Below are 21,787 nucleotides of genomic sequence, written 5' to 3' on the forward strand. Positions count from 1 at the left end.
GGTTTGGAGAACACCATGGATCGAGGGAAAAGAGAGTTTCTACAGCGATTGGGCGTGCTAACCGCCGGCGCAGCTTTGGTTCCGCTGGCTGAAGCCGGTTGGAAACTGGAACCGAGCCGTCGCAACGGCAACCCCCAGCGTCGCTATGCCATGCTGATCGATCTGCGTCGCTGTATCGGCTGTCAGGCCTGTACCGTCAGTTGTGCCATTGAAAATCAGTCACCGCAAGGCCAGTTTCGCACCAGCGTTAACCAGTATCAGATCGCGCTAGAAGGCGAGGGCAGCGTAACCAACGTGCTGCTGCCTCGATTATGCAATCACTGTGATAACCCGCCCTGCGTACCGGTGTGTCCGGTACAGGCAACCTATCAGCGGCAGGATGGCATTGTGGTCATCGATAACACGCGCTGCGTAGGCTGCGCCTACTGTGTGCAGGCCTGTCCTTATGAGGCGCGGTTTATCAATCACACCACTCAAACGGCGGATAAATGCACTTTCTGCGTACACCGTCTGGAGGCCGGTTTATTGCCAGCCTGCGTGGAATCCTGTGTCGGCGGGGCGCGTATTATCGGCGACTTGCACGATGAAAACAGTGAACTGCGCCGGATGCTCAAACAGTATGAGGGCGAAATTAAGGTGCTGAAACCGGAGCAAGGTACGCAGCCACAGGTGTTTTACCTCGGTTTAAATGAAGTGTTTACTCGGCCGCTACAGGGGCAACCGGCGCTGTGGCAGGAGGTTCACCCATGATTCGTGAAATTCTGGTGCGTCCGCAGGAAATCAGTTGGTTACCTTGGGCAGTGCAATATTTTTTCTTTATCGGGCTGGCCTGTGGTGCAGTGTTACTCGGCTGTTGGCAACGCTGGTTCAGGCGAGATAAAGGGCCACAGCTAGAACGAGCGGCGCTGATGTTGGCTACCGCGGCGGCTATTGTGGCACCGTTGGCTTTGAGCGCGGATTTACATCAGCCAGCGCGCGCCTGGCATTTTTACCCTTATTTTACGCCCTGGTCGTGGATGTCATGGGGTTCGCTGTTCTTGCCGCTGTTTAGCGGGCTGGTGGTGACCTATTTTCTGGTCTTAATCTACGGCCAACGGGTAAACCGGCCTTTGACTGGATTACTGCGGCTGTTATCGATTCTGACGGCGTTATCGGCACTTTCGATTCTGATGTATACCGGGCGGGAAGTGTCGGTGCTACGCGCTCAGCCGCTGTGGTTCACCCTGTGGCTGCCGCTGTTTATTTTCCTGACGGCGATGCAGGCGGTGCCTTCGTTGCTGGCTTTGTGGCTGTGGCGTCAGCCGCAGGTTCAGAGGTATCTGGCGCGTTGGCAACTGGTTTCTCTACTGCTTTTGGCCTTGGTGACGTTGCTATGGGCCGGCGGCGCGACGCTTTCTGCTGCGGCGTTACGTCTGTGGGCCAGCGGGCACCCGTTAACCGCGGCTGCGCCATTATTGATTGGATTGATGTTATTGGGAATGGCATTGCTGAATCTGAAACGTTGCTTACCTATCGGTGTGGTTATCCTGCAAAGCCTGCTGGCGATGGTGATGTGCTGGATGGTGCGTTGGCTATTGCTGATGCAAAGCCAAACCTTGCCTAAATATAACGTGCTCGCGAACCCTTATCAGTTATCGCCGGGTACCGACGGATTGCTGGCGATCATCGGTACGTTCGGTTTATGGGTGACATTAATTATTGCGCTCCGTGAAGGAGTCAGATGGTGGGAAGGGAGAGTGCAACATGGCTAAAACGACGCGGCGGCAATGGTTAAAAGGCGGTTTGGCTCTGGGGGGATTAGTGGCCTTTGGCGCAGGTTATCACGATGTGGTGCGTAAAACGCTAATTGGGCTGCGGGACGGCAGCGCCGGAAAGTTGACGCGAGACCCCATTAACGGCAACTCACTCACGCCGGAAGGCCATGCCGGGCAAGAATGGCAGGCTACGCCGCATCAGGCGGTTTCGATGACACAATGTTTTGGCTGCTGGACGCTGTGTGGGCTACGAGTGCGAGTGGATACGCCGCAAAATCGCATTTTGCGAATCGCAGGCAACCCCTATCACCCGTTGTCTCACGACCACCATTTTCCCTACGGATTACCGGTGAGCGAAGCTTTGCGCCGCATGGGCGGTGAGCAAGGGTTGGCGGACAGATCTACCGCATGTGCTCGAGGCGCGACGCTACTGGAAGGCGTGACCAGCCCTTATCGCGTTCTTGAGCCGATGAAACGAGTGGGGGCGCGTGGTGAAGGTCAGTGGCAACGTATCAGTTTCGAACAGTTAGTGAAAGAAGTGACGGAAGGCGGCGATCTGTTTGGGGAAGGCCATGTCGACGGCCTGCGGGCGATTCGCGATCTGGATACGCCAATCGATCCGGCTCAGCCGTCCTTGGGGCCGAAGGCCAACCAGTTGCTGATGACCAACGCCGGTGACGACGGGCGGGACGCGTTTATCCAACGCTTTGCTGCCAAAGCCTTTGGTACTAAAAATCTTGGTAGCCACGGCGCTTACTGCGGGCTGGCTTATCGCGCCGGTTCTGGGGCATTAATGGGGGATTTGGATAAAAATGCACACGTAAAACCGGATTGGGATAATGTGCGTTTTGCTCTGTTTTTAGGAACCTCTCCGGCGCAATCGGGCAACCCGTTTAAACGGCAAGGCAGACAATTAGCCAATGCGCGCCAACGGGACGATTTTAATTACGTGGTGGTGGCTCCCGCGTTGCCGCTGACGACCACGCTGGCAAATCAGCATAACCGTTGGGTGCCCGTGCTGCCGGGCAGTGATTCGGCGCTGGTGATGGGAATGATTCGCTGGATTCTCGAACAGGAACGTTTTAACGCGCCATATCTGAAAGTACCGGGAGAGGCGGCTATGACTGCCGCCGGAGAGCGCAGTTGGACTAACGCTACCCATTTGGTGATTGTTAGCCCGCAACACCCTCTGGCCGGTCAGTTTCTGCGGGCGGCGCATTTGAGCGGTGAAATCCTTGCGGAAGGGGAAGAAAGCCCGGTACTGGTGGCGCAGGGCGATGGGGCTTTGGTGGCGGCACCGGTTGCGATGGACGCGGAGCTATATGTCAGTCAGAGCGTTACGTTGGCGGACGGGCAGCAGGTTGACGTGCAATCGGGGCTGAGCCTGCTGCGTGCGGCGGCTAATCGTTTTACGCTGGAGGAATACAGCCAGCAGTGCGGTGTTCCGGTGGCGACCATCAGCGGGTTGGCGAAAGAATTCACCGCCTATCAGCGTCAGGCGGCGGTGATTTCCCACGGTGGAATGATGAGCGGCAACGGTTTTTATACCACTTGGGCGGTTATGATGCTGAACGCGCTGATTGGTAACCTGAATCTGAAAGGCGGTGTTTCCGTCGGCGGAGGCAAATTTGACGGCTTTGCTGATGGCCCGCGCTACCAACTGGCCAGTTTCCCCGGGCAGGTTAAATCTCGCGGTTTGTCACTATCCCGCAGTAAACAGCCTTACGAAAAATCTGAGGAATATCAACAAAAACTGGCTGCCGGTGAACCGCCGTATCCTGCAAAAGGGCCGTGGTACCCCTTTGTCGGCGGGCAGTTAACCGAGCAATTGGCTCCGGCGCTTTCTGGCTATCCTTACCCGCTAAAAGCCTGGATCAGCCATATGACCAATCCGTTGTACGGTGTCGCTGGTTTACGTGGTCTGGTTGAAGATAAGTTGAAAGATCCTAAACATTTACCCCTGTTTATTGCCATCGATGCTTTTATCAATGAAACCACTGCGCTGGCTGATTATATCGTGCCAGATACACATAATTTCGAAAGCTGGGGGTTTAGCGCGCCTTGGGCTGGCGTATTGGTTAAAGCCAGCACTGCCCGCTGGCCGGTGGTGGAGTCACGCACGGCGCGCACTGCCGACGGACAAGCGGTGGCGATGGAGAGTTTCCTGATCGCCGTTGCGAAAGCGCTGGCTTTACCCGGTTTTGGTGAAAATGCGATGCAGGACGTACAGGGCAAGGGGTTACCGCTCGATCGTGCCGAAGATTTTTATCTGCGCGCCGCAGCCAATATCGCCTATCTGGGTGAAAACCCCGTGCCCGCAGCGCAACTGGACGAATTACAACTCACCGGCGTGGTACGTTTACTGCCGGAAATTCAGCGCAGTTTGTATCCGGATGAGCAAATGCGGGTTGCGTATTTACTGGCGCGAGGCGGGCGTTTTGCGCCGTATGAAAAATCGTGGAACGGCGACGCTACTGGGCCGCAGTGGAAGAAACCGCTACATATCTGGAATGAAAATGTGGCTAAACATCGTCATGCCATGACCGGAGAGCGTTATTCGGGTTGCCCGACTTTCTATCCGCCGCGGCTGGCCGATGGCTCCAGTATTCACCAGCATTATCCCGTGCAGAGTTGGCCATTCCAGTTGATGTCGTTTAAATCACATTTGATGAGCAGCTCTACGCCGATGATTGAGCGTCTGCGGGCAGTCAAAGCCAGTAATCTGGTGGCGATTAATCCGCAGGATGCCAAAGCGCTGGGCGTGGCGCACGGCGATTGGGTCAAACTGGAAACCCCCGGCGGCAGCATGAAAGCGCAGCTCAGTGTATTAGATGGAGTGATGCCAGGAGTTATTGCAATTGAGCACGGTTATGGTCATCGCGAAATGGGTGCGAATCTGCATCAGCTTGACGGCGTGGAAATGGCGAGTGACAGCCGAATCGGCGCAGGCGTTAATCTTAATGACCTCGGATTTATCGATCCTACCCGAGAAGTGCCAAATACCTGGCTGGATTGGGTGAGCGGCGCGGCGGTGCGGCAAGGGCTTCCGGCTAAACTGACGCGCTTAGCCTGATATCAGTTTGTTGCTTTGCGTGCGGAACCCCTTCCGGAAAGAAGGGGTTTTTCTTTTTATAGCGTATTATATATGCAGCTAATTAATCGCCATAAATGGGATAGACAACGGATGATGCGAGCAGAAAAAGTCAGCGTCGGGTTATTGTTCGGTGGCGTCCTGCTCGGTTATGCAGGTGCACACTGGCAACACAATTTTTTACTGGTATTGGCCGGAGCCTCATTGCTGGCTGGCATTATAGCCTCTGGTTTCACCGATTGTCGTCGCTGCAAAAAGCCTTAACTCCGTGCCGTAGACGACGATCGGCGCTGTCCGATAAAAGGCGCTACGCTGTGGATGATCATCCCGATAATGACCAGCCCAATTCCCGCCAGTGATAAACTGGTGGGTAATGGAGCCGCCAGCCAGACCATTTCCCCAAGCAAAGCGAAGAGCACTTCTCCAGATTGAGTGGCTTCCACCGCTGCTAAACGGGAATAATCCTGTTTGACCAGATTGGTTGCGGCAAAGAACAGCAAAGTGGCAATCACGCCGGAGAACAACGCCACCAGCAGGGATTGCTCGACCTGCCCCTGAGAGGGCCAGCCGACCTGATACACCCCAACGGCAGACAGCAGAATCCAGAATGGTAGACTGGCCAGCGTCATATTTAGCACCCGCTGGAGGGTATTTACCTCACCCTGACAAATAGCCATCATCTTGCGATTGCCTAACGGATACATAAAAGCAGCCAATGTTACCGGCAACAAACACCACAGCGTTTGTTGCAAGTTCAACGATTGAGCGTGCTGCCACTGCATTAACCCAACGCCGATCAAAATCAACAGCGACCAGCGCAATCCTTTGAAGGGGATTTTACCGCGACGCGTCTGTAACCCCTGTTCCGTGGCGATTTGCTGTTTAAACAGCGGGATCAGCAGTGAGCCTGCAATAATGGTAATTTGCCAGGAACCGGCCACCAGCCAGCCTTCGCCATAAGATCCCGCCAGACTCAGCGGCGCGTAAAACAGGCCAAACCCAACGGTGCTCCACAGCAGATAGCCTGACCAGTATTGGCGCAAATGGCTCAGACTTTGCCGCAGTTGCCCACGCATCATTACCAGCAACCACAGCATGGGAGCCATAAAAATAAACCGCAGCGCGGCACTCCAGATCCAGCTGCCGCCGGATAAATCCATGGCTCGATTAAGAATAAAAGTAAAAGCGAAAAAGAATGACGCGGCGAGGCCATAAAATATAGCGCGCATGATTTTCCTTTTTAAAGCAGTCGCCAAAATCCCTGAGTAAAATCTGATAATGAACAGAATAGAGTCGCGGGAGTCGATAGCCATCAGGCGGAAAGCGGAACAATAAAACAGGAATACAGATCTACGTCGCTAACGTCAAGTCTCTGCCAATTAACCGGCCCCTAAAGATGTGACCGCGCTCAGTTTCGGGTATGATGTGCGCCGCGCGGGTAAATGCTCGCCGCAACCGCAGTTTCGCTGCATAAAAATCTCTCAGAAACCTCTTCGAAAGACAGGAAAGTACACCATGCCAGTGTTACATAACCGAATTTCTAATGAGGAACTTAAAGCACGGATGTTGGCCGAAACCGAACCCCGTACCACAGTTTCTTTTTATAAATACTTCAATCTGGATGACGCCAAAGCATTCCGTGACAGCCTTTACAGCCAATTTGTGAAATTGGGCGTATTTGGCCGGGTTTACGTGGCGAAAGAAGGTATCAATGCGCAAATCAGCGTTCCCGCCAACCGTTATGATGAGTTTAAAGCGGTTTTATTCGCTTCTCATCCGGCGTTGGATCAGGTTCGCCTGAACGTAGCTCTGGAAGACGACGGAAAATCCTTCTGGGTGCTGCGAATGAAAGTGCGTGAGCGCATTGTTGCCGACGGTATTGATGACGACAGCTTTAATCCGGCAAACGTCGGCCAGTATCTGAAGGCCGATCAGGTTAATCAGATGATTGACGATCCGGATACATTGTTCGTTGATATGCGTAACCACTATGAATATGAAGTGGGGCATTTTGAAAACGCGATTGAAGTTCCGTCCGATACTTTCCGGGAACAGCTGCCGATGGCAGTAGAAATGCTACAGCAAGACAAAGACAAAAATATCGTCATGTATTGCACCGGCGGTATTCGCTGTGAAAAAGCCAGCGCCTACATGTTGCATAACGGCTTCAAAAATATTTATCACGTTGAAGGAGGCATCATTGAGTACGCCCGCAAAGCCAAGGAACAGGGTTTACCGCTGAAATTCGTCGGTAAAAACTTTGTCTTTGACGAGCGCATGGGCGAGCGGATTTCGGACGATGTGATTGCGAACTGTCATCAGTGCGGCACGCCTTGCGATGCTCATACCAACTGTAAAAATGACGGTTGCCATCTGCTGTTTATTCAATGTCCAAGCTGCGCTGCCAAATTTGACGGCTGCTGTAGCCAGATTTGTCAGGACGAATTGAAACTTCCCCGTGAAGAGCAGCGCGCCCGTCGTGCTGGCCGCGAAAACGGTGTGAAGATTTTCAATAAATCAAAAGGATTACTGCAAACCACTATGCATATTCCTGCGCCTGAAAAATCTGACGACTAAAGCTAAGCTTAAAGGGTTAGTTTCTGCCTCAACCCTCTGGCTATATTCGGAAAATTAAGTTTAAGTTGAGGGATCGCTCTGTTATTTTCGATCTCTCACTATTTCTATCATCGTTCTCGATGACGACCTCGATGCAAGGACAGATTATGGTAACGTCGGCAGTCAGCAATAAAGGTTTACGTATTGTCGCCATGTTGGCCATGCTGGTAGTGATTATGGCCGGAATCAAGGCGGCGTCGCCCATCGTGGTACCTTTCCTTTTGGCGGTATTTCTCTCCATTGTATTGAATCCATTGGTGAGTTTGCTGCAAAAAATCAAAATCCCCCGCACACTGGCAATTGTACTGTTGGTGGTGGTTATTATTTTGCTGATGTCATTCCTGTTAGGAATGCTCGGTAATTCTTTAAATGAGTTTGCCCGCTCATTACCGCAATATCGCGGCATGATGCTGGAAAAAATTCGCGATCTACACGGTTTTGCCGTGCGTTTCAATATTGATATGTCCGTGGATGACGTAATGAAGTTCGTCGATCCTGGCGCGGCCATGAATTTCGTCACTCGCTCGATTAGCCATCTTTCCGGCGCGATGACCGGTATTTTCCTGCTGTTGATGACGGTGGTGTTTATGCTGTTTGAAGTTGAGCGCCTGCCGTACAAATTGCAATTAATGTTCGACGATCCGGTAAAAGGCATTGCTATCTTGCAGCGTGCGGTAAAGGGCGTCACTCACTATCTGGTGATTAAAACGATTATCAGCCTTGCTACGGGGCTGGTGGTTTGGATATTCCTGGCATCAATGAATGTTCGCTTTGCTTTTATCTGGGGTTTGCTGGCATTCGTACTCAATTACATACCCAATATCGGCTCGGTGCTGGCTGCTATCCCACCGATTATTCAGGCTTTATTGTTTAATGGCTTTGCCGACGCGCTGGCGGTTACTGGCGGCTTTATTCTGATAAACCTGATTGGTGGCAACATCATCGATCCGCGCATGATGGGCCGTGGACTAGGACTTTCTACGCTGGTGGTGTTTCTGTCATTGATATTTTGGGGATGGTTACTCGGGCCGATAGGGATGCTGCTGTCGGTGCCGTTGACGATCATCGCTAAAATTGCGTTGGAGCTGACGCCAACCGGCCATAAATTTGCCGTATTGCTGGGGGATGGTAAACCGGCAACAGATGAAAAAGAGTCGTAGAGTTAGGCCATAGCAGTGCGATGCGGCATCAATGTATGCCTCATCGCGCATTTTCAGCAACAAATACGCAAAGATAATGATTCGGAAAGCGGGATAGACCGTCGTTGGGAACGACGTTAAGCGTAGAAAAAGAAGTAGATATCCAGCGCCAATAAAATTAGCCATAGGCAAATGTAGAACACTAAATGTGCGCGTACGTTGTTGATCAACATCGAAAATAATTTATTGAACATGGATGCCAACGGGCTGCTGAGCTTTGTGATTATTATAGTTATATTTATTATTAAAACAATAAGTTACTACTAAGCCCTCAACGGATATTGTCCAATAGAGTTTCTCTTTTACGGTATTTATCATTAAAAATAAAGGGTATTACTTTCTAAAAATAAGGAAGGTAGCAGGTAAATCCGAAACTCTGACTCAATAACGATAACAATTAGTGTTAGGGGGAAAGCTGACATGCAATATAAGAATAGTTAATTAATTAAAGTTATCTTCAGTGAGATCCCCATTGTAGATTCCGGCTATATATTCTCCATGATATCGAGCGTGGTTAATATTAGCCGGATTTTTAATTTTACTAGTAAGATATTGCTGCCATTAATTTTATCCTTAAAGATACGGTTAACCAGTATCTTCGGAGGCATTATTGATGGAAATAAAGCTTACCAAGAAATGTGTAGCTAAAGAGGCGCTGACCGATGGAGAAAACAGTGAGCCATCTTCAATACAAATATTTAAAAACGTTATAGATAAAGCATAGCTCCAGACGATTCCTAACTTTTATTTTTTCGGTGATATGTCTTTTATGCGAATATACGGTGCTATCACTGATATTTAGCTTTTTTGCTATGCGATAATTTGGCATTTCTGTCATCCAGTAACACATCACTTTATGTTCTTGCGGACTAAATAAGGACGAATGCGTTGTCCCTTGCTGCCAGCCTTCCTGACTACCAGCATCCTGCAAGTGTGTCAGTGAGTGCAATAAATCGGGTAAGCGCCGCTTGGCTAATATTGATACAGTCTCCGTTAAAGGTATTGGTGTTTCGCTAAAGGGATAAGATGCATCCAGATAAATATAGACTCTGGCGCGTGTACAGCGGGTAATAAATTCCTCCAGCAATGGACAATGTCCGCCGTAGCGACAATATTGGGTTAAATTGACCATTATTACCGCAGGATCGAAACTCTGAATTACCAGCGTTGCTTGCTCAACAGTTGCTACATCCATTAAATTTACAGATGACATGCTATTTAAGTATTTATTTACACCAGAGCGAGTGTAATAACATTCGTCGATGATTAATATTCTCATGGTGTTACATCCTTGTCATACGGGCAACCATACCCGGCCGCAAACGCGAATAAGTTAATCCTCAGGTAGCTTTAGCGTCAATTCGGGATTCGCGATGCTAATAGACGGCATTTACGAATGGATAATTATAAATAAGCAGGAAATAGCAGAAATAGCAGTGGGATAATCGAAGATGAACAGAATAATAAAAAAATGCAGGAGATTCTAAAACTATCAGAATATCCTGCGATAAATAGCCCGATTACGCTAAGACGATCAGTTAAATCGACTCAAAGAAAAAGGTTTAATATCAATAGGAGACGCCTTATCTTGCGCAAACAGCGCGGCGATTTCGCCCAGAGCAGTCGCGAACTTAAAACCGTGGCCACTTAGCCCGCTAAATACCATAATTCTTTGACTTTCTGGCAGCGTATCGATAATAAAATCTTCATCAGGACTCATATCGTAAGTGCAGGATGAACCCCTTAAACACACGCCAACGCCGGGCAAATAGTTGCGTAAAAAGCTGAAAACTTCGGTTCCATCCTCGGCAAAACCGCCAAAAGGCTTGCGTTGATCCGCAGATTCAATGAGTTGACCGCCGTTATGTTTACCGATTTTCAGTTCTTCCTTCTTCGACGGGAAACCATAGTAATGGACGTTATCTGGAGTTTCTACGGTGAAGGCGGGGAAGTGATTTTCTTCGCTGTAACGTCCGTCTGCGTGATGCCAGGCAAAGACTTTACGCACGGCGGAAATGGGGAGCGTAGGAAGTAATTTTTTCACCCAGGTGCCAGCGGTGACCACCACTTTCTTACCGCGGTAGGTACCATCGATAGTCACCACATCCACGCCATTATCGTCAGGGTGAATAGCCGAAACCGGACAGTTGAATAGAATCCCGCAGCCAGCGGCGGTGACTTCTTTAATCAGGGTGGAGACGGCCAAATCAGATTGCAGATAGCCTGATTTCGGCTCAAATACGCCGATATAGTCGTCAGGAACGGTGAAAAGCGGCCATTTTTGCCTCACTTCGCTCCCGTTCATGACCTGAATCGGCAAATCGTACTTGCGGGCACTTTCCTGTACGTTTTTCAGGAATTCGGAGTCTTGCGGGCCCAGGTTAATCACGCCGCTGGCATGAAACAGCTCCGCGCCAGTCGCTGTGGACAGGCCATCCCACAAGGTTTGCGCACGAAGAATCAGTGGCACATATTTTTCCCCTTCGCCATAAGCATGACGAATCAGGCGAGTGTCGCCGTGGTGACTGCCGGATTGATGTGGCGGCATACCGCTGTCGATCATCAGAACCTTTAATCCAGCCTGCGCCGCGTAATAACCCGCAGCTGAGCCAACGGAACCGCTGCCAACCACAATCAAATCATATTCCATGCTCTGGGACTCCAGGAAATAGCGTATATGCCTGATAAACCTTCAGGCCATCGTATAAAGGCAGGCTACGCAAAAGTAATAATTATGTGTATTAGTAATAACATGAGTAGAAGACTATCTAAAGGGGCGAAACGAGCGTGAGGGCGGGAGTGGCGAATAAAAAGGCACCTGATGAAGACTCATCGGTGCCCTGGGGTTTAGCTTTGAAATAACTAGTGTTTTCGGTGGTCAATGTCTACATAATCCGTTGATTCGATCTTAGCAATGCCTGCTTCTAGAATATTAATTAATTGGCGTGCTACATCGGTGGTCAGCCAGAGCGTTCTATCGACTAAGGCGTTCTCTGTGGGTTGATCCACGGAAGACAGGTAATGAAGACGAATCATCATGGCATTGTACGCGTCTACAGTGCTGATATCCCAGCCTACGAGCGGGTGAGTCTGAATAACTTCATCATTTCTGTCCATATAGACCCCTTATTAAGTAGTAACTAATTGAAGTAACTAATGAGGATCATTCGGCTCATAATTGAGTGAGCTTTTTCAGTATACGCAACTAGATATTTATTTGGCGAATAACACAACATCTTTACAAATTTGTTTAATAACGCTGAGAAAATGCACAATAACGCGATTCAGCTTCAATATGGGCATAGAAAGAAAGAGGACAAGGGGCTGAGAAAAAATAATCAGAGAACATGATGTGAGGACAAAAAAGCCGAGGAGCGACTCCCCGGCAAAAACTGCATAACAGTGAGTTATTCTGCGTCAAACCAATCGTCGGCGCTTTCCCAAATTTCTTGCAATATTTCAGAGATCCGATCTTTATCGGTTTTGGCTCCGCCAAGTACCGAAAGATCGTTAGCTCCGGCATAACGAATCCTGACGGTCGTATCCGGGAATTGAGCATTGAGCCTTTTAGTGAGCTCCCCGGTTAAGGCTTCAATCGCGCCCGCGGGTAATGGGTTTTTTCTATCAATGCTGACTTCAACACGCATGTTTCATCCTCCGAATATTGATACTGTATGTTTATACAGTTAAATGTAATGTGCGACAAGAGGGAGAATGAAAAAAATGAGAAAAATAAGGGAAGAGAATAACGCTTCCCCTTGAAAGACATTAGCTTTTTACTGACCAATTCAGCGTTTGGCCTGCCAGATAAGGCACAATAGATTCGTTACCAAGCGAAATTTCTTCCGGCTGGGTGAAGGGCTGGCGCACCAACTCAACAAAATCTTCATTGACTGGCAAACCGTAGAAACGCGGCCCGTTCAATGAACAGAAGGCTTCAAGATGTTGTAAAGCCTCCATTTCTTCAAACACGGTAGCGTAGGACGGTAAGGCCGACGGCGCATTGAATACGCCCGCGCAGCCACAGGAAGACTCTTTGCGGTGTTTGGCATGCGGCGCTGAGTCGGTACCCAGGAAGAAACGCTCGCTGCCGCTGGCAACGGCTTGACGCAGAGCCTGCTGGTGGGTGCCACGTTTCAGGATTGGCAAACAGAACAGGTGAGGGCGAATACCGCCAACTAACATGTGGTTACGGTTAAACATTAAATGCTGTGGCGTGATGGTCGCGGCAATAAAATCATTACCTGCAAGCACATAATCAGCCGCATCTTTGGTGGTGATATGCTCGAAAACGATTTTCAGCGCAGGGAATTTTTGGCGGATAGGCTCCAGAATCTGATCGATAAAGCGGGCTTCCCGATCGAAGATATCGACATCGGCATCGGTTACTTCCCCGTGAATCAATAGCGGCATACCTAATTTCTGCATCTGCTCGAACAGCGGATAAATCCCTAAAATATCGGACACACCGTGGGTTGAGTTCGTAGTGGCATTGGCAGGGTAAAGTTTGGCCGCGGTGAATACGCCTTGCTCGAAACCTGCGGTCAACTCTCTTTCGGTCAACTGGTTGGTCAGATAACAAGTCATCAGCGGAGTGAATGTCTGGCCTTTAGGCACCGCCGCCAAAATACGTTCCCGATAAGCAATGGCGCTGCTAACGGTGGTAATGGGAGTGGCCAGATTTGGCATCACTATCGCCCGGCCAAATACCTCACTGGTATAAGGGAGTACCCTGGCTAACATTTCGTCGTCACGCAAGTGGATGTGCCAATCGTCCGGGCGGCGAATTTTCAGGGTTTGGGATTGTGCAGTCATTTGGCTAGCTCCACTTTGATGATGAGAATTTCGAGGTTTTTTGCTGGTACGGGAGTGTTTCCGGCGGGGTGTAAGGATAAGCGGAAAGTGCGACAGATGCATCTGATTGTTCGGGTTAAGTTGAAAACAATTAGAAAAAGGCATCTTATATAGACAGGTATTGCGTCAGTGAATTCGATGCAATAAACAGCTATCGGTCGTCAGGCCGACAGAAGATTGAAACAGGAGAGGGTAAAATGGAAGTTCGCGTCATCGCCAGCTTAGTGGCGAAACCAGAGTTTATTGAAGATGTTAAGGCTATTGTGCATCAAATTATTGAGCCAAGTCGTGCCGAAGGCGGCAATCTGCAATACGATCTTCATGCGGAAATCGGTCAGCCGGGTACCTTTGTGTTCTTTGAGCGTTGGGCCTCCGATGATGCGCTGCAAAAGCACAATAAAACCGCTCATTTCCAGGCATTTGTCGGCCAGTTAGACGGCAAATTGGATAATCTGGATATCAAAACGCTGAAACAGATTGCCTGATTGACTCGGTTTAATGCTCAGAAATTACGGTTTTCAGTCGTAAAAAAACCCGCCGTGTGGCGGGTTTTGTCGTTAAGGAGCTCGCTGTCAGTTACTTGACTGGCTGAGGCTTGGTAGCCGGTGCCGTAGCCTTGTTCACTGCCGCGTGCGCGCCCGCAGAGCCTTTACCTGCAAAGTCGAACGCAGGGCGTTGCCATTCACTGTGAGCTGACGCTTGCGTAGCCTGAGTTGAGGCAGAAGCCGGTGCTTTGGTCATCGGAGCGAATGCATGATGTTTGAAGCGCACGCCTTCCGGATGAACAACCGCTTCGGTCACTACGGTAGCGGCCACTTCAACGGTTTTCGGTGCATCAACTACTGGCGTTTCCGGCGCTGCTTGCGTCGCAGTCACTTCAGCAACAACGGTTTCAGCCACATTCTCTTCTACCACAGCTTTTGTTGTTGGCGCGGTTTCTTCAACTGCGTCAGTTGCGCTGACAATGGTTTCGGTATGAGCTTCAAACGGTGCTTCAACAGCCAGGGTTTCGGCAACAACGTCTTCTATAGTGACCGCTTTCGCTGCGATTTCTTCAACCGCAGGTTGAGCCGTCACTTCTGGCTGAACAACCGCTTGCGCTGCTGGCTGGTTAACCGGAGTTTCAGCTTTCGTCGTTTCAACGCCAGCAGTTTCCATTTCAACAGTTTTAACTTCAGCAGTTTCAACTGCAACAGTTTTGACTACAGGCGCCTCAACGACTGGAGCAGCAACTGGCGCGCGGCCCGGTACGGCAGCAGCTGATGAAGATGAACCACCTGGCTGATGTTTGTAAGCCGCAGGCGCTGGCGTGAACGCTTCAACCGGTTTTTCAGCTTTAGGCGCTTCAATCACAGCAGGTTCAGCGACAACGGCTGGTACCGCCACGGTTTGTTCAATCGCTGGCGATGCAGCAACCGAATTCGCCTGACCGGTGGTGACTGCCGGTGCTGCGATCACAGCAGGTGTTTCAGCCGCTTGGGTATTCAGGTTTTCTGCGATATTTTCCGCTGCTGGCTCAGCAACTTGCTGTTCCTGCGGCAGTGCAACCGGATAACGAATAAACACCTTGCCTGACGCCATTTCCGGAGAGGCAAACGCCCCGGCCAGAGGCATAGCGGATTGGGTTGGATAACGCTCGTCACGATAGCGACGACGACGTTGACCACTGACACGCAGGTGACGTGGTGAACGGCGTGAACGACGTGGCATACCATTCTCGTTATTGGCAGAACGATCGTTACCGTTGTCTTCATCCGCTGCTGGTGCTAACAGTTTCACTTCTTCCTGTGCAACAACCGGAGCCGCGGTTTGCTCGGCGATTTTAACAACAGGAGTCTTTTCACTGGCGGTATCCGCTGGGTTCAGTTCATCATTGGCCGATTGAATACGTACTTTTTGATTCAATTGACGACGCTGACGACGCTGCATCACCTGTTGGCGTTCTTCCTGCTCAGGCTGGACTTCTTCTACCAGATTTACCGCTACAACGCTTTCAACCACTTCAGCCGCTTTCACTTCCTGCGGATTCTGACGTTGACGACGTTGACGATCGCCACGTTCACGACGCGGTTGCTGTTCTTCCCGTGGCGCTTTGTCGTTGTCGCGATTTTCTACCGTAGCTTCAACCGCGGTATTTTGCTGGTTAGAACGACGGTTACGACGCTGATCTTCACGGCCTTCACGGCCTTCACGGATGTCACGATTATCGCGGTTTGCATCCCGATTGCCGTTGTCACGCGCGTTTTCACGCGTATTTTCGCGACCTTCACGCGGCGTGCGGTCACCGCGATCTTTGCGGCCATTGTTCTGACGGCGCGGATTACGACGATCTTGACGACGATTATCGGTATTTTCGGTTTTTTCGACGACAGCCGGTTTCACTTCCGCTTCAGCTGGTGCGGCGAACAGGCTTTTCAGACCGCTAATCAAGCGACTAAACAGACCCGGCTGTGCGGCACTGACGGCTGCTTTTGCTGGCTGCACCGCAGGTTTGGCCGCTGCCGCAGGTTCAGCTTCCGGTGGCACTTCCGTTGGCAGAGAGAAGGTCGCCAGCGCCGGTTGTTCCGGACGTTTGCGTTCCATTGGCGCTTCTTCCAGTGGCTGAGCCATCTCTTCTTCATGCAGTTTCGGCAGCAGGTAGCTCAGGGTCGGAACTTCTTCACCTTTACGTACGCGCAGCACCGAGTAATGCGGGGTTTGCATCTGGTCGTTAGGTACGATAACTGCACGCACGCCGCCTTGACGCTTCTCAATGGCATTAACCGATTCACGTTTTTCATTCAGCAGATAAGAGGCAATCTGGACTGGAACGATAGCGTGAACTTCATGGGTATTCTCTTTCAGCGCTTCTTCTTCAATCAGACGAAGAATCGACAGCGACAGAGATTCATTGTCACGCACGGTGCCGGTGCCGCTGCAACGCGGGCAGACGTGGTGGCTGGATTCACCCAGTGACGGGCTAAGGCGCTGACGGGACATTTCCAGCAGACCGAAGCGAGAAATCCGGCCGATCTGAATACGGGCGCGGTCTTGACGAACGGCGTCACGCAGACGGTTTTCTACTTCACGCTGATGGCGAACCGGCGTCATATCGATAAAGTCGATAACGATTAGGCCGCCGAGGTCACGCAGACGCAATTGGCGAGCGATTTCGTCCGCCGCTTCCAGGTTGGTATTGAAAGCCGTTTCTTCGATGTCGCCGCCGCGAGTAGCGCGTGCGGAGTTGATATCAATCGCGGTCAACGCTTCGGTGGTATCGATAACGATAGAACCGCCGGAAGGCAAACGCACTTCGCGCTGGAACGCAGATTCAATCTGAGATTCAATCTGATAGTGGCTGAACAACGGGATTTCGCCGCTGTACAATTTGATTTTGCTGCTGAAATCCGGGCGACCCAGAGCGGCAATATGCTCTTTGGCCAGATCGAGAATTTTTGGATTGTCGATCAGGATTTCGCCGATGTCCGGGCGCAGGTAATCGCGGAAGGCACGCACGATAACGTTGCTTTCCTGATGAATCAGGAACGGAGCAGGGCGGCCTTCGGCGGCTTTTTTAATCGCATCCCAGTGTTTCAGGCGGAATGACAAGTCCCATTGCAGCGCGTCGGCAGATTTGCCTACGCCAGCCGTACGGACAATCAGCCCCATGCCGTCAGGCAACTGGAGTGAAGACAGGGCTTCTTTTAGTTCAGTACGGTCGTCACCTTCGATGCGGCGAGAAATGCCACCGGCACGCGGGTTATTAGGCATCAGAACTAAATAGCTGCCAGCGAGACTGATAAATGTGGTTAAGGCTGCGCCTTTATTACCACGTTCTTCTTTATCAACCTGAACAATAACTTCCTGGCCTTCGCGCAATACATCTTTGATGTTTGGACGGCCATGAGAGGAATAATTACTTGGGAAGTACTCGCGAGAGATTTCTTTTAAAGGAAGGAAACCATGTCTTTCTGCACCGTAATCAACAAAAGCAGCTTCCAGACTTGGCTCAATTCGGGTGATTTTACCTTTGTAAATATTCGCTTTTTTTTGCTCATGGCCCGGACTTTCAATATCCAGATCATAAAGCCGCTGTCCATCTACAAGGGCAACACGCAACTCTTCCTGCTGAGTTGCGTTAATCAACATTCTTTTCATCTTAACTTACTCGTTATTTTTACATTGGCGTTAGAACTGCGGGCAAAATAACCTCATGGCCGGATAAACCGATGACCCCGAGTCTTCTAGCAAAGCCGTCAACCTCACGGTTGTCGCCTGCATAGGGGCGCATTATCTCGGTAAGCCTGTGTTTCTTTCTGAAAAACAGCGCTTTTAGTAGAGGGCAGCTTCTGAATTTATGACAACAGATCTGATCCCATTTGCCGGCCAAGCTGCAACCCGCAGCCCGCTAATTGCTTGATTTCACATTACGTCTTACGCCATTGCTGCGTTTTTGTGCGATCAGGCAAACTTATTATTCCACAAGTTCCTTGATCTAACGAGAATCAACGCGGAATTAACTGCATTATTCCATTGCTGATACTGATATAGCAAGGTGACTTTAGCTGTCTAAGTAAAGATTATTTTACTGTGTTCACAGTGTTGGCGAGTATTGATGTGTTATTAAACAAAAATAATGCGCAAACGTTCTCTTCAATAGCCAGACTCACAGTTAAGCACATAAAAAGGGGTGGCGCTAATTCCTCTGTATAATTAGAATCGCGCACCATGAAAACAGATAATCCAGTAGTACAATTAATCACCATTTCTGCCGACGAAGCCGGTCAGCGGATCGATAACTTTTTGCTCGCTAAATTAAAAGGCGTGCCAAAGAGCATGATCTACCGCATCGTGCGTAAGGGTGAAGTTCGCGTCAATAAAGGACGCATTAAACCAGAATATAAGCTGGCGGACGGCGATGTGGTGCGTGTACCGCCGGTGCGCGTGGCCGAGCGTGAAGACGCACCCGTTTCGGCAAAACTGGATAAAGTCGCGGCGTTGGCCGACTGTATCCTGTTTGAGGACGATTACCTGCTGGTGCTGAATAAACCTTCGGGAACCGCGGTACACGGCGGAAGTGGTCTGAGTTTTGGCGTAATTGAAGCGCTGAGAGCGTTGCGTCCGGAAGCGCGTTTCCTCGAATTGGTGCATCGTCTTGACCGCGACACTTCCGGCGTTCTGTTGGTAGCGAAAAAACGTTCGGCGCTGCGCTCCCTACATGAACAGCTGCGGCTGAAAGGTATGCAAAAAGACTATCTGGCGCTAGTTCGCGGCCAATGGCAATCTCATTGCAAGGCGGTTCAGGCACCGTTGCTGAAAAATATTATGCAGAGCGGCGAGCGAGTCGTGAAGGTGAGCAGCGAAGGCAAACCGTCGGAAACCCGCTTTAAAGTGGAAGAGCGCTTTGAACACTGCACGTTGGTAAAAGCTAGCCCGATTACTGGCCGAACTCACCAGATACGCGTTCACGCATTGCATGCCGGCCATCCGATCGCTTTTGATGACCGTTACGGTGACCGTGATTTCGATGCGCAACTTAAAGGCACTGGCTTACATCGCCTGTTCCTGCATGCGGCAGCTTTACGGTTTGAGCATCCGAATACCGGCGAAACCATGCGGCTGGAAGCGCCGTTGGATAATCAGTTACGCCACTGCCTGTTAATGCTGCGGAAAAACTTCCCGGCAAAATAATCGTGCTGTCAGCTTCGAATAGCATCGGTAAGGCGCAAAAGTGCGCCTTACTTTGTTATATCACTCTTTTTATTGTCTTATTATTAGCGCTTATCTGCGCTGTTCTGACTTAACAACGCATTCACCCCTTGTTCCATCAGCATCTCATTAAGCGCAATCAGCGGCAGACCAATCAAGGTATTGGGATCGCGACCTTCTAAACGGTCGAACAGACTTATTCCCAATCCCTCACTTTTAAAGCTACCAGCACAATTCCAAGGCTGTTCTATGCTTAAGTAGCCGTTTATTTCGTCATCGCTTAGCGTTCTGAAATACACCTGAAAAGTTTCGCACTGGATATTTATATGACCGCTAGCGGAATTGAGCAGCGTCAAACCGGTATAAAAAGTGACACATTGGCCGCTGGCCTGGCGTAATTGTTTAAACGCATTCTCATGATTGTGCGGTTTGCCGGTTATTTTCCCGTTCAGCACGCACACCTGATCAGAGCCGATAATCAAATGCTGCGGATAGTGTTCAGCCAACGCAGTAGCCTTGGCGCTCGCCAGTCTCTGCACTAAGGTTGGAGCGTCTTCCTGCGGCAACGGGCTTTCATCGATATCTGGCGCTGCGGTAATAAAGGGCAATTGAAGTTTTTCCAGCAATGCTTTGCGATAAGAAGAAGTTGAAGCCAAAACTAACTGAGACATAATATTTTCCATAAACCGTGGCGTAATTTAATCAGTCATTTTAAACTGTCCGCCGCTGAGGAAGCGAATATTGGTGAAAGGTGCGGTTGAATGGCCTTTTTCTTTGACTCTATGTCGTTACAAAGTTAATATGCGCGCCCTATGCAAAAAGTAAAATTACCCCTGACCATTGATGCGGTTCGTACTGCCCAGAAGCGATTAGATTACGCAGGTATCTATTCCCCTGAGCAAGTGACACGCGTTGCCGAATCCGTGGTTAGTGTGGACAGCGATGTCGTGGCCTCCTTATCGTTTAATATCGATAATCAGCGCCTGGCGGTTATCACAGGTCATGCGGACGTCGACGTTACGTTGATGTGCCAGCGCTGCGGTGGCACCTTCGCACACCATGTCCACACAACATATTGTTTTAGCCCGATCGTCAATGACGAGCAGGCTGAAGCATTACCGGAAGCGTACGAACCGATCGAAGTCGACGATTTTGGCGAAGTTGATCTGTTGGCAATGATTGAAGACGAAATTATTCTTTCGCTGCCGGTCGTTCCGGTACATGAATCTGAACACTGTGAAGTGTCCGAGGCGGACATGGTATTTGGTAAACTGCCTGCAGAGGTGGAGAAACCGAATCCATTTGCCGTATTAGCCAGTTTAAAGAAAAGTAATTAAGGAGTAAGGTCAATGGCCGTACAACAGAACAAACCAACTCGTTCCAAACGTGGCATGCGTCGTTCACACGATGCTCTGACCACTGCCACTCTGTCTGTGGACAAAACTTCCGGTGAAACTCACCTGCGTCACCACATCACAGCCGACGGTTTCTACCGCGGCCGCAAGGTTATCGGCTGAGTAGTACTTGCTAATCTTTAGCAAGGCGATACCTTGACTTGTCTAACCCTAGCGTTAGATGCAATGGGCGGGGACTTCGGTCCCTGCGTCACAGTGCCTGCTTCATTGCAGGCACTGGCCTTTAATCCACAACTTAAGCTTCTGCTGGTCGGAAACCCCGACGCCATCACTCCATTACTTGCCCACACCGATCCTTTGTTGCTGGAAAGGTTGCAGGTAATTCCCGCTGAGCATGTTATTGCCAGCGACGCTAAACCCTCACAAGCAATTCGCGCCAGCCGTGGTACATCGATGCGTATCGCATTGGATTTAGTTAAGAACGGTGAGGCTCAAGCCTGTGTGAGTGCCGGGAATACCGGAGCGTTAATGGGGTTGGCAAAGTTGATGATTAAGCCGTTAGAAGGGATAGAGCGCCCGGCCCTGATGACGGTGATCCCGAACCAACGCCGTAGTAAAACCGTGGTGTTGGATCTGGGAGCAAATGTGGAATGCGACAGCACCATGTTGGTGCAATTTGCCGTGATGGGCTCAGTCATGGCCGAAGAAGTCGTGGGGATTACCTCCCCGCGTGTCGCGCTGCTAAATATTGGCGAAGAAGAAACCAAAGGTTTAGATAATATCCGCGAAGCCGCCGCAGTATTAAAAAATACACCGGCGATAAATTATATTGGTTATCTGGAAGGCAATGACTTGCTGACCGGGAAAACCGACGTAATGGTTTGTGACGGCTTCGTGGGTAACGTCACCCTTAAGACCATGGAAGGCGTGATAAGAATGTTCTTGTCGTTGCTTAAATCATCGGGCGAGAACAATAAACAGTCCTGGTGGCTTAAACTACTGGGGCGTTGGCTGCAAAAACGCGTGGCCAAGCGGTTCGGGCATCTGAACCCCGACCAGTATAATGGCGCATGTCTGTTAGGATTACGGGGCATCGTAATCAAGAGCCACGGCGCTGCGAACCAACGTGCGTTTGCAGTTGCAATAGAACAGGCTGTGCAGGCGGTGCAGCGGCAGGTTCCTGAAAGGATCGCCGCGCGCCTTGAAGCTGTATTACCCAAGAGTGACTGA

The 21,787-nt window shown here is 50.3% G+C and carries 20 protein-coding genes; 11 read left to right on the forward strand and 9 right to left on the reverse strand.

The window, feature by feature from the left end:
* Nucleotides 1-15 precede the first annotated feature (15 nt).
* From ttrB to PL78_RS03050, 4 genes are all read left to right on the forward strand, one after another.
* The gene (ttrB, locus tag PL78_RS03035) at nt 16-750 is read left to right on the forward strand and encodes a tetrathionate reductase subunit TtrB (protein ID WP_064513014.1); all 735 of its coding nucleotides are present in this window, start codon (nt 16-18) and stop codon (nt 748-750) included.
* Nucleotides 747-1,751 (forward strand): tetrathionate reductase subunit TtrC, encoded by a 1,005-nt coding sequence (gene ttrC / locus PL78_RS03040; protein WP_064513015.1) that lies wholly within the window; start codon nt 747-749, stop codon nt 1,749-1,751. Before ttrB ends, ttrC begins: the two co-directional genes overlap by 4 nt.
* A complete protein-coding gene (gene ttrA, locus PL78_RS03045) occupies nt 1,744-4,827 on the forward strand; it encodes a tetrathionate reductase subunit TtrA (protein WP_064513017.1) in 3,084 nt (1,027 codons plus the stop codon). Before ttrC ends, ttrA begins: the two co-directional genes overlap by 8 nt.
* Nucleotides 4,828-4,938: 111 nt before the next feature.
* Nucleotides 4,939-5,109 carry a hypothetical protein gene (locus tag PL78_RS03050; protein WP_162975179.1) on the forward strand — a complete coding sequence of 57 codons (171 nt, stop codon included), beginning with the start codon at nt 4,939-4,941 and terminating at the stop codon, nt 5,107-5,109.
* Here the strand turns inward: PL78_RS03050 and PL78_RS03055 are convergent.
* Complete coding sequence (locus PL78_RS03055) at nt 5,106-6,074, reverse strand: DMT family transporter (RefSeq protein ID WP_064513021.1); 969 nt, start codon at nt 6,072-6,074, stop codon at nt 5,106-5,108. The genes PL78_RS03050 and PL78_RS03055 overlap by 4 nt on opposite strands.
* A gap of 286 nt (nt 6,075-6,360) precedes the next feature.
* Here PL78_RS03055 and trhO point away from each other — a divergent pair, with 286 nt between their 5' ends.
* Nucleotides 6,361-7,422, forward strand: coding sequence for an oxygen-dependent tRNA uridine(34) hydroxylase TrhO (trhO, locus tag PL78_RS03060; RefSeq protein WP_064513023.1), 1,062 nt, complete (start codon nt 6,361-6,363; stop codon nt 7,420-7,422).
* A gap of 146 nt (nt 7,423-7,568) precedes the next feature.
* Nucleotides 7,569-8,621, forward strand: a complete 1,053-nt coding sequence (locus PL78_RS03065; RefSeq protein ID WP_064513025.1) for an AI-2E family transporter — start codon at nt 7,569-7,571, stop codon at nt 8,619-8,621.
* A 116-nt stretch (nt 8,622-8,737) separates the two neighbouring features.
* Here the strand turns inward: PL78_RS03065 and PL78_RS19400 are convergent, their stop codons facing one another.
* The 6 genes from PL78_RS19400 to pyrC all read right to left on the reverse strand — a co-directional run bounded on the left by PL78_RS19400 (nt 8,738) and on the right by pyrC (nt 13,475).
* On the reverse strand, nt 8,738-8,854 hold the full coding sequence (locus PL78_RS19400; RefSeq protein ID WP_049596438.1) for a DUF2770 family protein: 117 nt from the start codon (nt 8,852-8,854) through the stop codon (nt 8,738-8,740).
* A gap of 491 nt (nt 8,855-9,345) precedes the next feature.
* Nucleotides 9,346-9,939, reverse strand: a complete 594-nt coding sequence (locus PL78_RS03070; RefSeq protein WP_064513027.1) for a LuxR C-terminal-related transcriptional regulator — start codon at nt 9,937-9,939, stop codon at nt 9,346-9,348.
* 255 nt (nt 9,940-10,194) lie between these two features.
* Nucleotides 10,195-11,310, reverse strand: a complete 1,116-nt coding sequence (gene solA, locus PL78_RS03075) for an N-methyl-L-tryptophan oxidase (protein ID WP_064513028.1) — start codon at nt 11,308-11,310, stop codon at nt 10,195-10,197.
* A 212-nt stretch (nt 11,311-11,522) separates the two neighbouring features.
* On the reverse strand, nt 11,523-11,777 hold the full coding sequence (gene bssS / locus PL78_RS03080) for a biofilm formation regulator BssS (RefSeq protein ID WP_049596435.1): 255 nt from the start codon (nt 11,775-11,777) through the stop codon (nt 11,523-11,525).
* A 290-nt stretch (nt 11,778-12,067) separates the two neighbouring features.
* Nucleotides 12,068-12,307 (reverse strand): DNA damage-inducible protein I, encoded by a 240-nt coding sequence (gene dinI, locus PL78_RS03085; RefSeq protein WP_064513029.1) that lies wholly within the window; start codon nt 12,305-12,307, stop codon nt 12,068-12,070.
* A gap of 121 nt (nt 12,308-12,428) precedes the next feature.
* Nucleotides 12,429-13,475: a dihydroorotase gene (gene pyrC, locus PL78_RS03090; protein WP_064513031.1), complete on the reverse strand. Its 1,047-nt coding sequence runs from the start codon at nt 13,473-13,475 to the stop codon at nt 12,429-12,431.
* 236 nt (nt 13,476-13,711) lie between these two features.
* Here pyrC and PL78_RS03095 point away from each other — a divergent pair, with 236 nt between their 5' ends.
* A complete protein-coding gene (locus PL78_RS03095) occupies nt 13,712-13,999 on the forward strand; it encodes a putative quinol monooxygenase (RefSeq protein ID WP_049596432.1) in 288 nt (95 codons plus the stop codon).
* Nucleotides 14,000-14,090: 91 nt separating this feature from the next.
* Here the strand turns inward: PL78_RS03095 and rne are convergent, their stop codons facing one another.
* Nucleotides 14,091-17,651, reverse strand: coding sequence for a ribonuclease E (gene rne, locus PL78_RS03100; protein WP_071889718.1), 3,561 nt, complete (start codon nt 17,649-17,651; stop codon nt 14,091-14,093).
* A 570-nt stretch (nt 17,652-18,221) separates the two neighbouring features.
* On the opposite strand from rne, the gene rluC reads away from it, so the two are divergent.
* Entirely contained in the window at nt 18,222-19,184 is a 963-nt protein-coding gene (gene rluC / locus PL78_RS03105) for a 23S rRNA pseudouridine(955/2504/2580) synthase RluC (RefSeq protein ID WP_064513035.1), read from the forward strand.
* A gap of 83 nt (nt 19,185-19,267) precedes the next feature.
* Here the strand turns inward: rluC and PL78_RS03110 are convergent, their stop codons facing one another.
* Nucleotides 19,268-19,873, reverse strand: coding sequence for a Maf family protein (locus PL78_RS03110; RefSeq protein WP_064513037.1), 606 nt, complete (start codon nt 19,871-19,873; stop codon nt 19,268-19,270).
* 141 nt (nt 19,874-20,014) lie between these two features.
* Here PL78_RS03110 and yceD point away from each other — a divergent pair, with 141 nt between their 5' ends.
* From yceD to plsX, 3 genes are read left to right on the forward strand one after another with little or no spacing between them, the layout of a single operon-like run.
* Nucleotides 20,015-20,539 (forward strand): 23S rRNA accumulation protein YceD, encoded by a 525-nt coding sequence (yceD, locus tag PL78_RS03115; protein ID WP_049596428.1) that lies wholly within the window; start codon nt 20,015-20,017, stop codon nt 20,537-20,539.
* Between the two features lie 12 nt (nt 20,540-20,551).
* On the forward strand, nt 20,552-20,719 hold the full coding sequence (rpmF, locus tag PL78_RS03120) for a 50S ribosomal protein L32 (protein ID WP_002210931.1): 168 nt from the start codon (nt 20,552-20,554) through the stop codon (nt 20,717-20,719).
* 33 nt (nt 20,720-20,752) lie between these two features.
* Nucleotides 20,753-21,787: a phosphate acyltransferase PlsX gene (gene plsX / locus PL78_RS03125; protein WP_071889721.1), complete on the forward strand. Its 1,035-nt coding sequence runs from the start codon at nt 20,753-20,755 to the stop codon at nt 21,785-21,787.

It is taken from the genome of Yersinia entomophaga, from assembly GCF_001656035.1.
In the GTDB taxonomy this organism is placed as follows: Bacteria; Pseudomonadota; Gammaproteobacteria; order Enterobacterales; family Enterobacteriaceae; genus Yersinia; species Yersinia entomophaga.